Annotated in this window: 16 protein-coding genes; 4 read left to right on the top strand and 12 right to left on the bottom strand. The window is 45.3% G+C overall.

The annotated features are described in order from the left end of the window. Positions 1-177: 177 nt before the first annotated feature. The 7 genes from RIG27_RS25760 to RIG27_RS25730 all read right to left on the bottom strand — a co-directional run bounded on the left by RIG27_RS25760 (position 178) and on the right by RIG27_RS25730 (position 6,752). Positions 178-1,227 (bottom strand): M42 family metallopeptidase, encoded by a 1,050-nt coding sequence (locus tag RIG27_RS25760; protein WP_446349957.1) that lies wholly within the window; start codon positions 1,225-1,227, stop codon positions 178-180. 477 nt (positions 1,228-1,704) lie between these two features. Continuing rightward, positions 1,705-2,439 (bottom strand): LemA family protein, encoded by a 735-nt coding sequence (locus tag RIG27_RS25755; protein ID WP_446349955.1) that lies wholly within the window; start codon positions 2,437-2,439, stop codon positions 1,705-1,707. Between the two features lie 35 nt (positions 2,440-2,474). Next, the gene (locus RIG27_RS25750; RefSeq protein WP_446349953.1) at positions 2,475-3,833 is read right to left on the bottom strand and encodes a TPM domain-containing protein; all 1,359 of its coding nucleotides are present in this window, start codon (positions 3,831-3,833) and stop codon (positions 2,475-2,477) included. A gap of 265 nt (positions 3,834-4,098) precedes the next feature. After that, positions 4,099-4,632, bottom strand: a complete 534-nt coding sequence (locus RIG27_RS25745) for a hypothetical protein (RefSeq protein WP_446349951.1) — start codon at positions 4,630-4,632, stop codon at positions 4,099-4,101. A gap of 311 nt (positions 4,633-4,943) precedes the next feature. After that, entirely contained in the window at positions 4,944-5,474 is a 531-nt protein-coding gene (locus tag RIG27_RS25740) for a hypothetical protein (RefSeq protein WP_446349949.1), read from the bottom strand. Positions 5,475-5,594: 120 nt separating this feature from the next. Next, positions 5,595-6,425, bottom strand: coding sequence for a TPM domain-containing protein (locus tag RIG27_RS25735; RefSeq protein WP_446349947.1), 831 nt, complete (start codon positions 6,423-6,425; stop codon positions 5,595-5,597). Positions 6,426-6,467: 42 nt separating this feature from the next. Continuing rightward, positions 6,468-6,752, bottom strand: a complete 285-nt coding sequence (locus tag RIG27_RS25730) for a DUF6812 domain-containing protein (protein WP_446349945.1) — start codon at positions 6,750-6,752, stop codon at positions 6,468-6,470. A gap of 437 nt (positions 6,753-7,189) precedes the next feature. Here RIG27_RS25730 and RIG27_RS25725 point away from each other — a divergent pair, with 437 nt between their 5' ends. Then, entirely contained in the window at positions 7,190-8,065 is an 876-nt protein-coding gene (locus RIG27_RS25725; protein ID WP_446349943.1) for a tRNA (5-methylaminomethyl-2-thiouridine)(34)-methyltransferase MnmD, read from the top strand. 270 nt (positions 8,066-8,335) lie between these two features. Here the strand turns inward: RIG27_RS25725 and RIG27_RS25720 are convergent, their stop codons facing one another. Then, a complete protein-coding gene (locus tag RIG27_RS25720; RefSeq protein ID WP_446349941.1) occupies positions 8,336-9,178 on the bottom strand; it encodes a CPBP family intramembrane glutamic endopeptidase in 843 nt (280 codons plus the stop codon). A 105-nt stretch (positions 9,179-9,283) separates the two neighbouring features. Continuing rightward, positions 9,284-9,697: an AbrB family transcriptional regulator gene (locus RIG27_RS25715; RefSeq protein WP_446349940.1), complete on the bottom strand. Its 414-nt coding sequence runs from the start codon at positions 9,695-9,697 to the stop codon at positions 9,284-9,286. A gap of 567 nt (positions 9,698-10,264) precedes the next feature. Between RIG27_RS25715 and RIG27_RS25710 the strand changes: the two genes are divergently transcribed. The 3 genes from RIG27_RS25710 to RIG27_RS25700 are packed head-to-tail and all read left to right on the top strand — an operon-like array spanning position 10,265 to position 11,738. Beyond that, complete coding sequence (locus tag RIG27_RS25710; protein ID WP_446349938.1) at positions 10,265-11,281, top strand: succinate dehydrogenase/fumarate reductase iron-sulfur subunit; 1,017 nt, start codon at positions 10,265-10,267, stop codon at positions 11,279-11,281. Continuing rightward, positions 11,278-11,466: a chlorophyll a/b-binding protein gene (locus RIG27_RS25705; RefSeq protein WP_446349936.1), complete on the top strand. Its 189-nt coding sequence runs from the start codon at positions 11,278-11,280 to the stop codon at positions 11,464-11,466. The genes RIG27_RS25710 and RIG27_RS25705 overlap by 4 nt, the downstream gene beginning before the upstream one ends. Continuing rightward, positions 11,448-11,738: a hypothetical protein gene (locus RIG27_RS25700; protein WP_446349934.1), complete on the top strand. Its 291-nt coding sequence runs from the start codon at positions 11,448-11,450 to the stop codon at positions 11,736-11,738. The genes RIG27_RS25705 and RIG27_RS25700 overlap by 19 nt, the downstream gene beginning before the upstream one ends. Here RIG27_RS25700 and RIG27_RS25695 read toward each other — a convergent pair. The 3 genes from RIG27_RS25695 to RIG27_RS25685 form a co-directional block, all read right to left on the bottom strand. Continuing rightward, entirely contained in the window at positions 11,712-12,842 is a 1,131-nt protein-coding gene (locus tag RIG27_RS25695) for a trypsin-like peptidase domain-containing protein (protein WP_446349933.1), read from the bottom strand. The two genes, RIG27_RS25700 and RIG27_RS25695, sit on opposite strands and share 27 nt — an antisense overlap. Before the next feature lie 74 nt (positions 12,843-12,916). Next, positions 12,917-13,087, bottom strand: coding sequence for a hypothetical protein (locus RIG27_RS25690; RefSeq protein WP_446349931.1), 171 nt, complete (start codon positions 13,085-13,087; stop codon positions 12,917-12,919). 5 nt (positions 13,088-13,092) lie between these two features. Continuing rightward, positions 13,093-14,877: a tetratricopeptide repeat protein gene (locus RIG27_RS25685; RefSeq protein WP_446349929.1), complete on the bottom strand. Its 1,785-nt coding sequence runs from the start codon at positions 14,875-14,877 to the stop codon at positions 13,093-13,095. Positions 14,878-15,076: the final 199 nt, after the last annotated feature.

Genomic DNA, 15,076 nt, shown 5'->3' with positions numbered 1-15,076 from the left:
AAGAATGGTTTTTCAGCGCTAACGGCTGGTTAAGTCTTTCGCTTTTTATCTAGTATACTGAACGATTTGCTTCCCAAAAGCCTATACTACCCATATTTACACAATATTCACTGTTCCTCTTTTATTTTAACTGTATTTTAATAAAGGGAGTCGTTATCCGTCGCCGTTGTGTGATATTCAGGTGAACTGAGTCTGGCAGTACGTGTCAAGCAGAGAAATGCAGTTCGCGATCGCACCCAAATGAGCCACCTCATAGCCATGGGTGTTTTGCGTCGGGAAACTCAAGCAGGCGGCGCGGGCAACGTGACCAAATTTCATGGCAATGGAAGCATCGCTGCCAAACCCACTAATCGTGGCTAACTGTAAAGGAACACCAATCCCATTCGCCGCCTGTCGCAGTTCCCAGTTGAGTCCTTCATCGTAAATCCCATAGCCATCCTGAGACAACAGCACAGGGGCTTCCCCATCTTCAATTGGGTATTCTGAGGAGAGAGGGCAAATTTCTAGGGCAATTAAAGCATCAAGAGTGTGATTTTGGCTGAAATACAACGCGCCAATTGCGCCAACTTCTTCCTTTGCCGACGCCACTAAATAGGTATCCACAACCGGAGTTTTAACCTGTTCTGCTAAGCTTAACAGAATAGCAACAGAGGCTTTGTTATCCAAGGTATAACTCGCAATGTAATCCTTGAGGCGTATGGGTCGCTTACGGTGTTTACCCACAACCATGCGCGTTCCGGGGCGCACCCCAGCGGCGACAAGTTCAGCCAGAGTACATTTCGTTTCCACCCAAGCCTCTTCCCAACGCAGGGGGGCGGTTTCCTGTTGCGCTTTTTGGGGAGATTCATGGGAAACATGACGTGATCCAAAGGACAGAATGCCACTCAGAATTTGATTATCACCCAATAAATCGACAACGCCTTCCCCATAAACCCACGGAAATGAGCCGCCGAGTTTGCGGATTTGCACCCGTCCCAGTTCATCTATCGATTTAACAATACCGCCAATTTCATCTTTATGGGCAGTAATCGCAATAGATCGCTCAGAGGTTTGACCCGGTATTTTCGCAATAATATTCCCGGCTCGATCCTGCCACGATTCAACGCCTAAGCCTTGCAATCGACTGATCAGCAGTTGATCAATTTCTCGTTCTGCACCACTAGGAGAATGGTGCAACACTAACTCTTCAATCGTATTAAATAAGTGGTCGTAATTTGAGGACGGCATGAAGGCGATAAGTAGGTGAAAAAATTAAAATTAAAGTTAACGGTGGAGAGCGTCATTCGTCATTCTTCATTTTTCTGATGCAAAGGTTTGAGGATTATCTACCTAACTTAATATAGACGGGCGATAAATCTGTAAGTTTATTCAATCGAGTCAGAAAACACTTAAATCAGTGATGGTCAGATCAAGTCAATTAACACCATAACATAACACAGTCATTTCATGTCGGCAAAGGAATAATGGATACTCCGACATTTACAGCAAGAGACGTTCCACCAGAACGTCTATACCATGACAACGATGGATGACCTACAGTTCAGTTTAAGTGTTAGGCTCGGCAAGTTGGTCAGTAATCCCGTCTACAGCCCCATTGATATTGGGAAAAAATTCCCATCCCTGTCGGGGCGGGTTTAGGAATTAAGTTTTATACCAATGTAATAATTAAACAGGCAAAACCCGCCCTATCCACCCCTAATCTTTTTAAAGTTCAGTATTTTTCGCCTGGAAAAAGGGCTGCGTTTCAAACCCCAATCCATTTGCCAAAACCGAGTTAGGAAATTGCTGAATCGTTTGATTGTAACGTTGTACCGCCTGATTATAACGCATCCGTTCTACAGCAATGCGATTTTCTGTTCCGGTTATTTCATACTGAAGGTTAGTAAATAATTGACTTGATTGTAACTGATAATTATTGGCGGCATAGTCTTGAAAACGATTAATCGCGTCATTCACTTGTTCTATAGCCACCGCTTTTTTCTCTGGCGTATCCGCTTGCAAATAAGCCTGACGAGATTGCTGCAACAGAGACACAATTTCTTTTTCGTGTTCGGTGTAAGCTTGGGTGACTTGAACCAAATTAGGAATCAAATCTGCCCGTCGCTGAAGTTGATTTTCCACTTGCGCCCATTGTGCCTCAGCCTGCGAAGCATGGCGAGAAAATGAGTTATATGTGCCAATACTCCAAATCACACTAATAGCCAAAACACTTGCACCAATTGTCGCTAGAATTTTGCGTTGTTTTTGACGCCGTTTTTGGCGCGATCGCACCTCTTGAATTGCCTGTTGAATAAACTCCCCTGGAATCTGAGCTTCTGAACCCGCTTGTATGAGTTCTGAGGCAGAGTAAGCTTGGCTGTTATTGGCATAATTTCGTGAGGCTATTTCTAGAACCTCTGGAACAATTTCTTCAGGTATTCCCCCGTTTAATTTATTCATGACTTGCTCCCATTTAAATCAACAATTTCATAAAATTACCAATCTCCACCTGCACCACCGCCGCCACTATCACCGCCACCAAAATCGCTACTACTGCTAGAACTGCTGTCACTTGAGCTGCTGTCACTTGAACTGCTGTGTGAAGTGGAAGGCAAACTTGGGATAGTTTCTATCTTCTCTTTGTAATAATCACAACATTTGCAGTCATCGATAATGCGACGTTCACCCGTGCTATATTCAGTCGGAGATGTAATTGTTGTTTCACTGTGTTTCATTGTTAATTCTTGACATATTGGGCATTGTATGTAAGAACGAGAATCAACCACATAAGCCCGGATATGTATTAACCGCAACCGCATCTTCTGGCTACAGGAACGACATTCCCAACCTTCAAATTTCACGCTGCCTAAATTTCGAGCCACTTTTTCGGGTTTGGTGAGGAAAGAGGGAACCAAGCTTGGTCGCACTCTTTTCAATGGTAAACCGCAATCGCTACAACGCCAAGATGGTGGAACGTAATATTTTTTTGTTAATAAGATAGCAATTGGAAAGCCAATAATTACACTAAAAATTAACCAGCCAATTGCAACCTTCATACTAAAGACTTTAGGAGAAATGACGACCAGTAATAGTCCCAAAGACAACGTAGCCAAAACTATACCAATATAGGCGATTAGATAAGCTTTCTGCTTAGGAGTATTGACGCTATGGAGGCGCGATCGCCCTGTGGGTTTGAGCAAGATTGGCTCACTAATTTTCTTGAACTGGTAGTATTCAAACCATGACAACAAGATAGCACATATACTAATTAGTAAAATAGCACCTCGCTGAGGCAGAGTTATAGTATCAACTGGGTACATAGCATGAGTACTGCCACTGTGCAAAACACTCACCAGCGCGTTTGTTCCTGCCAACACACCACCATCAAAATCGCCTTGTTTGAATCGGGGTGTAATCTGATTCTCAATGATGTTACCAACTTTAGCATCCGGTAAAATTGGTTCAATCCCATAACCGGTTTCAATTTCAACGCGACGATCGCCGACTGAAACCAAAAATAGTACACCATTATCTTCATCGGCTTTGCCAATTCCCCAATGATTAAATAACTCTGTTGTAAACGCTTTGGGTGAAGCTGATGGGGCTGTTTCTGGCACAGTAACTACAGCAATTTCTGTACCGTTTTTTGATTCTAAGTCATTAATCATTTGATTAAGTTTAGTTTCTGTCGAATCACTGAGAATATTTGCCATATCCGTCACCCAAGTGCCATTGGATTGTTGCGGATTGGGAACATCATGTATATTTAACGCATGACTCACACAAGGGAATAGGAGAAGCGCTAGACAAAACAGATTTGCTAAAATTAGACGTTTAACTTTTATAACTTTCATAAGCATTTGTATCCAAAATTTGAAAAAATTAATTATGATGTGCTGGCTATTGGTTAAAAACTGGAGAGGTATCGAGTCCGGATGTTGATTCAAATGTCGATGTCGTTTTGTTCAGGTCGTAATGACAACAAATTTGAGCAGAGGGCGACCCAACTTAATTGAATGGAATAGAGTATTTAAGTAGTGAAATCGGGTCGCCCCTACACTCTGGACTACAGGTATTTTGGGTTATTAAGAAGGGGGAATATTGATCAAAATAGGCTACTTAGAAATCACCGCCAGCGCCACCACCGCCACTGTCACCGCCACTAAAACTACCACCACCGGAATCGCCGCCACCACTGTAGCCACCGCCACCGGAATCACCGCCCGTGTAACCGCCGGCTGTGTAAATACTACTTGAAGAACGACGACTCGAAGAACGACGACTCGAAGAACTGCTATTACTATTGGCGACTAGAAAAATCACGACCGTTGGCACACCTAATAGTAGGAGCAATGCCAGTAAACCTTCTCCAGAGGATTTATAGATCTTAGATTGGGACTCTAAAGACGTAGTATTACTAGCGACTCCAGTATTCGTTTGAGCAGTCGGCAAATCGGAATTAATCGGATTAATTTGATTTTCGGTGTTTTCACTAACAATCGCTGCCATTTCTGTCGCCAACCCACTATTCACTGGTTGCGACTTGGTAACGTTTTCAACTGTTAATGCTTGTGCCGCAATGGGTGAAAAAACTGTAAGACAAAATGGAACTGTCCAAAGCATCTGTTTTAGTTTAGGGGCAAAAGATTTCATGATTTCAATCTCCGAAAAAACTTGATGTTGATTGGGTTATGTGAGAACGCTGTAAATTCTTGAACCTGCGTCGTCTGTCTCTTACTCGCTATTGAGTCTTGGCTTTTATGCGAGAGGTTGATTGTTGTAATATTTCTTTACAACTTGATAGTGTTGATTGACTAACTTAAGGGTTGGTAGAAAATGATGCGATCGCTGATGGCGAAGACAGCGCCACTACAAACTGATGATGTTAGATGTAAGAGTTTGTAGTCAGCGCTTAACTTGCTTATGGCATGCTTTGGGCAACTACGAAGCGGTATTCATTCCGTTTAGAAACCACCGCCAGCACCGCCACCGCCACTGTCACCGCCGCCAAAGCCGCCACCACTAGAACCACCGCCACCACTGTCACCGCCGCCACCACTGTAGCCACTGTAGCCACTACTCGAAGAACGACCACTACTCGAAGAACGACCACTACTAGAACTGTTATCGCTATTTAGGGCTAGAATCAGCACTCCAACAGGTACGCCCAATAGGATGAGTAGTGCCAGCAAAGCCTCGTTAGACGACTTATAAATACTGTCTTGTTGCTCAGGAGATGTAGTATTACTCGCGACGACAGGACTCGTTTCAGTAACCAAGGCTTTTGTTTCGTTGAATGTGCTTTCTTCAACGGTTAGGGCTTGGGCAGCCAGAGGGGAGAAAATGGTTAGACAAACTGGAACTGTCCAAATCATTTGTTTGAGTTGACGTGCCAAAGGTTTCATTGTTTTTATCTCCGATAAACTGTTGATATTGATGAGGTTATGGGGGAAAGCTGTAATTTTTTGAAGCTGAGTTGTCTGTTTCTTATTCACGGTTAACTCCTAGATTGTCTGCAAAAGGTCAATTTGAGGAATAATGTTTCACACATTTAGCCAGCATCTGTTATCGACTTGAGGCAGTCAAAACCTGTAATGATCCAAGCGAACATGAGATTAGAAACCACCGCCAGCACCACCACCACCACTGGAACCGCCGCCACTACTGCAACTACCGCCACTACTGGAACCAACACTGACACCGCCACCGGAAGAACGACGCTTGGAAGAAGAGTTCCTATTGCGATTCGCGGCGAACAGAACTATGATTCCCACAGGTACTCCTATAAATAGAAGTAATGATTGCAACGTCCCTCCAGAAAATGTTTCTTCACTAGATAGTTGAGATGAAGATACAGCCGTCGTACTGTTGGTCGTTTCTCTATTTGCTTGTAACGTTTGGATAGCATCGCTTGTATTGGCTTCATCCCCTAAGTGAACAACCAATGCTTTTGTTCCGGCTAATGTCCCTCCGTCAAAGTCACCTTGCTTAAAGGGTGGAGTAATTTTAGTTTCGATAATCTGACCCACCTGGGCATCAGGTAAAATAGGTTCGATACCATATCCGGTTTCAATCTCGACGCGACGATCGCTTATGGAAATCAAAAACAGTACACCGTTGTCTTCATCAGCTTTGCCAATCCCCCAGTGATTGAACAACTCGGTGGTAAAAGATTTGGGTGATGGGGCGGGAGAGGTTTCAGGTACAGTCACCACTGCAATTTCTGTACCATTTTCAATTTCCAACTCGGAAATCATTTGATTGAGTTGGCGTTCCGTATCCTGACTGAGAATATCTGCCATATCTGTTACCCAAGTGCCATTTAGCTGTTGCGGATTAGGAACCTCTTCAACGGTTAAGGCGTGGGCGGAAAGCGGTGAGAGGACAGTGAGACAGAAGGGAACTGCCCAAATTGCCTGTTTGATTTTAGTAGTTATGCTTTTCATGATGTATTTCCTCTAAAGGTTGGAGTAAGTTCGCCATAGTCGTCAGGCTACACCTGCTGAGACAAAATCAGTTTCCCAAGTGTGAGATGAAATAGGTGACATCTCTGCCTCACATAAAAAGGCGATCGCAGGCTTGTTAATGCATAGAGAGGACATTTGCGTGAGCGGCTGTCCCGGTTGGTGGATTTCTACGTCCGTCAACACAATGAATTTTCGAGAATTATTGAGCATATCGGAGAGTCGAGAACGATAGCTATTTGGAAGGGCGGAAACTGCCATATCACCGAATATTTGAACGTTATTTAGCGTCAAAATTTGGACTCTCATCGAATTCTTCCTCAAATTTCATTGGTGTTGTTTTCTGACACCCTGACCGTGGATCGGCTTGTTCGTTTTACTCATTCTTGTGAGTTATTTATGTTATAGCCCCTTTAAGTGAGCCTTGTCAAGGGTCAAGTCTAGTAAAAGGCAGAAGGTAGGAGGAGCATTGGTGTAAACTTAAGCGCCAAAAGCAGAGAGAGCAGGGAGAGCAGGGTTGTAGGGGCGGGTTTTACAGATAATATTCTGTTGATTGTCGGATAAGCTAAAACGCATTGCTCTAGGGATCTACCGGAAAGTTGACACAGATAGGTAGAAGCAGGCAACAGGAAGTCATAGTACTCCGAATGTGAGAAATATGACTGATGTGAGATAGATCGGGAAGGGCGGCAGGTATGGAAGGAAGATAGAGAAGATAAAATCTTGAAATATCATTCAGACGAACCATGGCAAACATCCCCAGCTTTACCCCTCAACCCACAGCAGATGGCTCATTCACCTTCTTTTCTGAAGCGTTTGGTGAATATTTCCACAGTACTCAAGGCGCAAAAACGGAAGCGTTGTTAAAATTTGTGGAACCTTGTCACCTGAAACAAAAAGCCCAACAGCAGGTTGTGCGTCTGCTGGATGTATGCTATGGCTTAGGCTACAATACGGCGGCGGCTCTAGAAACAATTTGGATAATTAACCCCAGATGTCGAGTTGAATTAGTCGCTCTGGAATTAGACCCGACTGTACCGCGAAGCGCGATCGCACATCATTTTCTCAGTGGCTGGAATCACCCAATTCCTGAATTCCTAGAGGGTCTAGTGACAACCTCAGAAGTCAAAACGGATCAGCTTCAGGCGCAACTTTATTTCGGCGATGCCAGAAAAAGCATCCAGCACTTGTCTCAGTTGAACTTTCAAGCTGATGCTATTTTTCTTGATCCCTTTTCTCCCCGTCGCTGTCCTCAATTATGGACGGTGGAATTTTTCCAGCATTTAGCCAACTGCTGCGCCAAAACAGGTAGACTCGCAACCTACTCCTGTGCTGCGGCTGTCCGTAGTGGATTAATCACGGCTGGATTTAAGATTGGTCCGACACCCCCTGTCGGGGGACGACAACCGGGAACCGTGACAAGTTTTGATGCTTCCACTCTACCCCCTCTGTCAGAGCGATCGCGTCAACATTTACAAACCCGTGCAGCTATCCCCTATCGTGATCCTCAACTGAGGGATCAGGCTGAGATTATCCTGCAACGACGGCAAATTGAGCAGCAAGCCTCTACTCTCGAACCCACCTCCCACTGGCAAAAACGTTGGTCAGCGAAAGAGGGATGAGGGAGCTGGGGGAGCAGAGGGAGCTGGGGAAGCTGGGGAAGCAGAGGGAGATGAGGGAGATGGGGGAGATGGGAGAGATGGGGAAGAATTGTAGAGACTTCTCCGGTGGAACATCTTTTGTAGGGGCGGGTTTTACCACTAACGTTTCGTTTTGACCCTGATATAACTAAACCCGCCCCGACCTCACCGTTCAATTATCACAAATGACAAATGACAAATGACAAATGACGAATGACAAATGACCAATGACGAATGACGAATGACGAATGACTAATGACTAATTCCCCACAGGAACGCAGCAACACCTAGTAAACACAAGATACCAGATATCCCAGCTAAAGGATTATCTCCTATTCCCGTTATCCATATTGGTCTTTTTCTGGTATAAGAAATCAGTTTGGCTTCCTGGAGACAGGTTAATCCCCAAATCCAACCCCCATGAAGTCCCCAGGCTAAGCCTAAACTTCCTTCATTCACACAGCGGGCTAGGACTAATACCATACCCATTAGCCACAATCCAGGAATTTGAGGGAGTGTCTGTTGCTGTTCCCAAATCAAATGCAATAGAGCAAAAATCAGACTGGATATTACCGCCGCTATTACCAGAGAATAGTCCTGTTGGAGTTCCGTCAGAAGAAATCCACGAAATACCAATTCCTCAATTAATCCAATCCCTAGTCCTATTCCACATATCGGCAACCCAATTCGGGTCAATTGCTGCCAATTTTCTCCATGCCAATCCACCCAGCCTACTAGCCATTGTCCCGTAAAGCTGATTCCTAAACTCAAAATTGCCAGGGCAAACCCCCCGACTAAGGATATCAAAATCCGCGTCGTCCAGTCCCAGCCATAGTCGGGAAACGATGTATCTTCTATCTGTGTTGCCCCCCAGATAATCAGAGGGGCAATGAGGTAAAGAACAGCGACGAATGGCAACTTTTTCTGTGCTGCCAAAGGCTTAAGAGGATGCCATTTCAGTCGGGTTGCGATCGCGATGGCTAAAGGCAACCACAACGCAGACCAAGCCAGAAAAAAAACCGCGACTTTTACCAGCGCCGATGCGCTTATTAGCCAAATAATACACGGATTATCTGCCTGATCAAAAATAGCCATAAGCGAGATCGGCAAACGGTGAGGAGCTATAATTTTTACGCTGCTACTTTCATGCTGCCAAGGATGGATACTTTGCATAACCCATCCTTTTTAGCATGAACTGCCTCAAACCTCTGCGGCTTCTAATTCCTCTTCGGACGCCTCAGATGTATCCATATCCACCTGTTTGAGGTGGATATGCTTGTAGCCCAGTTTAATTTCAAACTCATCACCAGGCTTCAATCCCATTTCGTTAGTATAGGTTGAGCCAATCACAATCTGACCATTTTTATGGACGCTGACGCGATACGTCGGTTCCCGACCACGACCATCTTTTGCTCCCTCTGGATCTAAGGGAACACCCTTCGCCCCTAACACCGCATCATAAAAATCAGTTAAGTTGACGCGGGTCTGACCGGTTTTACTTTCGGAGTAATAGCCACAGCGTTTTGCTGTTTCTCGCCGAGGCAAGTGAGAAAGCTCTTTTACTTTTTGAAGTAAGGCTTTCCCCGTTAATGCATTAGCTTGGGTCTCTGCCATAATTTCACAGACTATCCTTTATTTTTCAGGATGGTAAACGTCGTATGCTGCCAAGTGTATTTGGCTATATAAAAAATATATCGTTAAATCTCTGGTTTTGGTCAAGATTTTTTTGATCATTTATTAAAATTTCTAGGAATTTGAGCCATAAGGATTTTCCGGAGACGCCAAAGCCGCTTCTTAGGTTAAAATTTTAACCAAGATAGGACTCCGTGGCAAAAGATCGAACCTGAAGTATGTTCAGATGAGTGATCCATCTGGAGATTTGGCAGGTCATCTGGGAAAAATTTGACCAGACACAAGGGAGAGAGCATCTATCAGCAGAAAATCAACACTCCCAAGGATGAATGCTGAGTGACCGCCGATTGTCTTAGACTGTAGTCAGTTTGCTAAATATCGCGGCTAAATGCTCATGGACAAGTTGAGCGAGTGCCTTCTGGCAATATTTCTTATCTATATTTGTGGGCGATCAGGAAATGAGGGGGTGATGGTCAATGGGTTGGTTGTGACTCGACTGAAGGTGGTAATTTTCATATAGGTGTTGAGATACAAAGAGAGCATATCACTATGCAAGTTGCCTTTAAAATCATTCGACAGACTCAAAATACCTCCCCCACTATCGAGACTTACAAGTTAGATGTGGAGGAAGGAAACACGATTCTGGAGTGCCTGAATCGGATTAAGTGGGAGCAGGATGGAACGTTAGCGTTTCGCAAGAATTGTCGCAACACAATCTGTGGTAGCTGTGCGATGCGGATCAATGGTCGCTCCGCACTGGCTTGTAAAGAAAATGTGGGCAATGAATTGGCGCAGCTCCCTGAGCATCATCGCCCGGAGATTCCGGAAATCACAATTGCCCCCCTGGGTAATTTACCCGTGATTAAGGATTTAGTCGTGGATATGCGGAGCTTTTGGGACAACTTAGAAGCGGTTGAACCCTACGTTAGCACAGCCGGACGAACCATTCCAGAACGGGAATTTTTACAAAGTCCCCAAGAGCGATCGCGCCTGGATCAGAATGGTAATTGTATCATGTGTGGCGCCTGTTATTCAGAATGTAATGCTCGCGAGGTTGATCCCACATTTGTTGGTCCTCACGCCCTCGCCAAAGCCCAACGTCTAGTCGCCGATTCTCGCGATACCGCAATAGTTAGTCGCCTGGAAAACTACAATCAAGGCACTAAGGGGGTGTGGGGATGTACCCGTTGTTTAATGTGTAACGCCGTTTGCCCGATGGATGTCGCCCCCATGGATCAAATCGGTAAAATTAAACAAGAAATTCTGAGGAGCAAAGACAAGCAAGCCAGCCGCTCAATCCGCCATCGCAAAGTCTTAATTGATTTGGTTAAACAAGGAGGTTGGGTTGATGAGCGCAAATTTGGCATCCAAGTGGTGGCGAACTTCTTCCGAGATATTAAAGGAATGCTCAGTTTAAGTCCCCTCGGATTACGGATGCTCGCCCGTGGTAAATTCCCCCTAGGATTTGACGCCTCCGAAGACACCGCCCAAGTGCGATCGCTGATTGAATCCGTCCAAACCTTGAAATCTGAGACACCAGAGGAAGAAATTTTACCAAAATCATGACATCTCAAACACCCACCCCAGAAAAATCGACAACAGAAACCCCCAACCAAACCGAACCCGCTTTTGGGTGGACACCTTACGCCGAACAAATCAACGGACGGTTTGCCATGATCGCATTTGTGGCTTTATTGCTGATCGAGTTGATTACAGGTAAAGGTTTGTTAGGTTGGTTGGGTTTGATTTAGTTATTCGTCATTGGTCATTCGTCATTGGTCATTTGTCATTGGTCATTGGTCACTTGTCATTCGTCATTGGTCATTCGTCATTGGTCAGGGAACAGGGAACAGGGAACGGGGAACAGAAAACAGGTAAGCGTTTTGAGTTAACTCCCCCATCTTCCTCTGCTCCCCCTGCTTCCCCTGCTCCCCCTGCTCCCCCTGCTCCCCCTGCTCCCCCTGCTTCCCCATCTCCCCGAAACCCAACACCCCGACTACCAACGAGAATCTCGCGTCACTGAATTTCCCCCAATTGCCACCGCCCGTAAATTGTATGATCCGGTTTGTCCGGCTTCATAAGCGTTTGCCATTAACAAATAGATCCCATCCCTGGGTAAAATCACCGATAATCGGGCATTAGTACCACCACCGCTATCATCATCTTGGGCTAAATCATTACCATTGGGATCAAGCAAAATTAAATAAGAATCGATTTCCCCACTGGTCATATCAATTTGCACCTGCTGACCCGCCCTGCCTTCAAAGGCATAGATGTCAAAAAAGCTGTTATCGTCCGCTAAAATATGACTTCCTTGACCCAGCCGACCGGGAATCACTGTACCATTTAGGGCTAAGGGTTGGGGAGGGCGGTGAGTCGGAGAGGGGCTAGGCTGCTGCACCGTCTGGGGCGCACGTCCATTGCGTACAGCCGCCAGAAACGGGCGAATTCTATCTATGCTAATCGCAAAACCAATCCCCAAATTCCCGCCGCTAGGACTGCCCAAAATCGCTGTATTCACCCCAATTAATTCACCTTGAGAGTTCAGTAGGGGTCCGCCAGAGTTTCCCGGATTAATCGTAGCATCGGTTTGAATTAAGCCCCGTTGTTGGTCGATACGGCTAACAATCCCGACTGTAAACGTGCCTTGAAACCTGCCAAACGGATTACCAATGGCAAATGCCCGTTGTCCAACTTGGACGGGACGAGGAGCCAGAGAAATCGTCGGTAAATTGCTAGGAGTGCGAATTTTGAGAATCGCTAAGTCTAGACCATTATCCCCAAACGCTACCACATCAGCGCTCAGGCGTCTGCCATCCGCTAGCGTTACCGTAACCGTCGGGGAACCTGCGACAACATGAGCATTGGTGAGGACTAATCCATCGGCGCTAATAATACTGCCACTGCCTGTACCTTCTACTGTATCAATGGAAACCACTGCCGGACTAGCTTGTTGATAAACCTGAATATTAATTTGTTCATCAATATCTTGAGCTACTGCCACTGTCGAGCCTAGCCAGAGATTCAGCCAGTCAATCGGTGCGATCGCGTGGAGAGTCGTAGCACCAATCGCAGTAACAGTGGCAAGGATTCCCGATATAGCAATACGCAGGCGTTTGGTACTCATGGTTGATGGTGATTAAACCTCAAGGTCTAGTTTTATGGTGACTTATGCTTAAATCAATAAAAGTGAGCTGGCTCCTATATGTGAGTCCAGCGAATGACGTAGCTTGTTTCTCGAAAAGCTAGTATGACAAATGACGTAGCTTGCTTCTCAAGGGAGCGAGTATGACAAATGACGAATGACGAATGACGAATGACAAATGACAAATGACAAATGACAAATGACAAATGACAAATGACGAATGACAACTTATTCAGCGCAAGGTCTTAAGTTGGATCTGCGCTTCATTATATTGATCAATTCTGCCGTTGTCGAGATGTAGCTTAGAGGCTTGCTCTAAGTCGTTAATCGCTTCCATTGTATTCCCTAGTTCAGCATGGGTTAATCCTCGACCAGAGTACGCAAAGGCATTATTCGGATTAAGTTGAATGGCTTCGGTATAATCGTCTAGAGCGCCAGAGTTATCGCCAAATTTTCGGCGGACACGGGCGCGATTGGTGTAGGCGACGCTGTTTTGGGGATTGAGTCGAATGGCTTGGGTGTAATCTTCGAGCGCTCCTTGGTTATCGCCTAACCTACGACGAATTTCCCCACGATTAATGTAAGAATTCTCATAACTGGGTTCAATGCGAATCGATTGGCTGCAATCTTTGAGTGCTTTTTGATACTCTTTAAGATTTAAGTAGGCAATACAGCGATTGTTGTAAGCGATGTGGTTATTTGGATTCTGAGTAATCGCCTCCGTACAATCTGCGATCGCGTCTCGATAATTTCCTAGGTTAAACTTTGCCTGACAGCGATTTGTGTAAGCCATACTATCTGTAGGGTCAATCGCGATCGCTTGGGTATAATCGTCTACAGCCCCCCTATAGTCTGCCAAATGAAATCGGGTTCTGCCTCGATTGTAATAAGCCTTAGCATTATTGGGATTTAACTCAATAGCTTGCGTATAATCTGCCATGGCTTCTTGTTGATTACCCATCGCCCCCAGCACTAATCCTCGTGCCGCGTAAGCTTGGGCATTTTGGGGATTGAGCTGAATTGCTTGATCAAGATCTGCAATCGCAGCTTTATACTGGTTCAGTTGGTAGTTGCTAATTCCGCGATGGTAGTACACTTGAGCATCATTGGACTTTCGTTGAATTAATTCGGTAAAATCTTCTACAGCGCCTTGCCAATCTTCCAAATCGTAACGGGCTAGTCCTCGCTGATAGTAACCATCTGTATTACTTGGAGCAAGCTCAATAAGTTTAGTGTAGTCTTCAATAGCGGCTTGATGCGCTCCCAAATCATCGTAAGCTATTCCCCGATTCCCATAAGCTAATGGGTTGTTAGGATTAAGCTGAATTGATTCATCAAACGCCTCAATCGCGCCCTGCACATTACCACTTTTTAGTTGTTCCACTCCCTGTTCAAAAAACTCTTGCGCTTTTTCCCGGTCTGGATTTTGGCTTAGCAGCCCAATTAATCCCAGCCCAATGGCTAAACTTATTCCTCCTACCAAAATGGATAGACGCCATCGCTTCAGCCTGGATTGATTAGCCGATTTCGGCAATGCTTTTTCGGGAAATATTTGCCAATTGCCAGAATCAGCAATGGATGTTTGGGTCGAGGTGGATATCAGGGGAGATTCTACTTCGGGTTCAGGGGGTTTAGCTGCAAAGGTTAGCATTTCTTGAAACCGGATTAACCCTTGATCGTCCTTGGGCTGTTGACCGGATTTTTTCAACGTATTTAAGGGATGATCGGGAACAAATTCTTCGACTAGATAAAATTTTTTATTTTCGACAAAATAGTTGACGATATCGGGATTTTGGTTGGTTTGTGCCAACCGTTCCAGGGTTTCAGATTTATGAGTCAAGAGAAATTGCAGCCGACGAAGTGCCTGAGGATTTTTTGTGGGCAACTTGAGTTGTCGAATCACGCAAACCGGGCAATCGGGATGGCGAGTATCGGCGGCTAGGTAAATTAATCCTGAGACACCTGAGCCTAAAATCCTGACAACGCGATAACGATTATTGAAAACCTGATCGATCATGGCAGCCTAGCACCTGGCTTATCGCCCTAAAGCATCCGTTTGGGGTCATTTTCAGTGTAGTCTGATCCCGAAAGGGAACAGGGAACAGTAAAGGATGTCCTAACCTCAATGGCACGCTCCAATCAGCATTTTGCGATCGCCGAAACTCCTGATATACCGTAGGGTTGGCACTGCCCACCAGCATACCAGTCAGTGGCAT

Source organism: Coleofasciculus sp. F4-SAH-05 (genome assembly GCF_040222985.1).
Lineage (GTDB): Bacteria > Cyanobacteriota > Cyanobacteriia > Cyanobacteriales > Coleofasciculaceae > Coleofasciculus > Coleofasciculus chthonoplastes.
The sequence above is the reverse complement of the archived record's forward strand: the minus strand, read 5'-3'. Positions and strand labels throughout refer to the sequence as shown.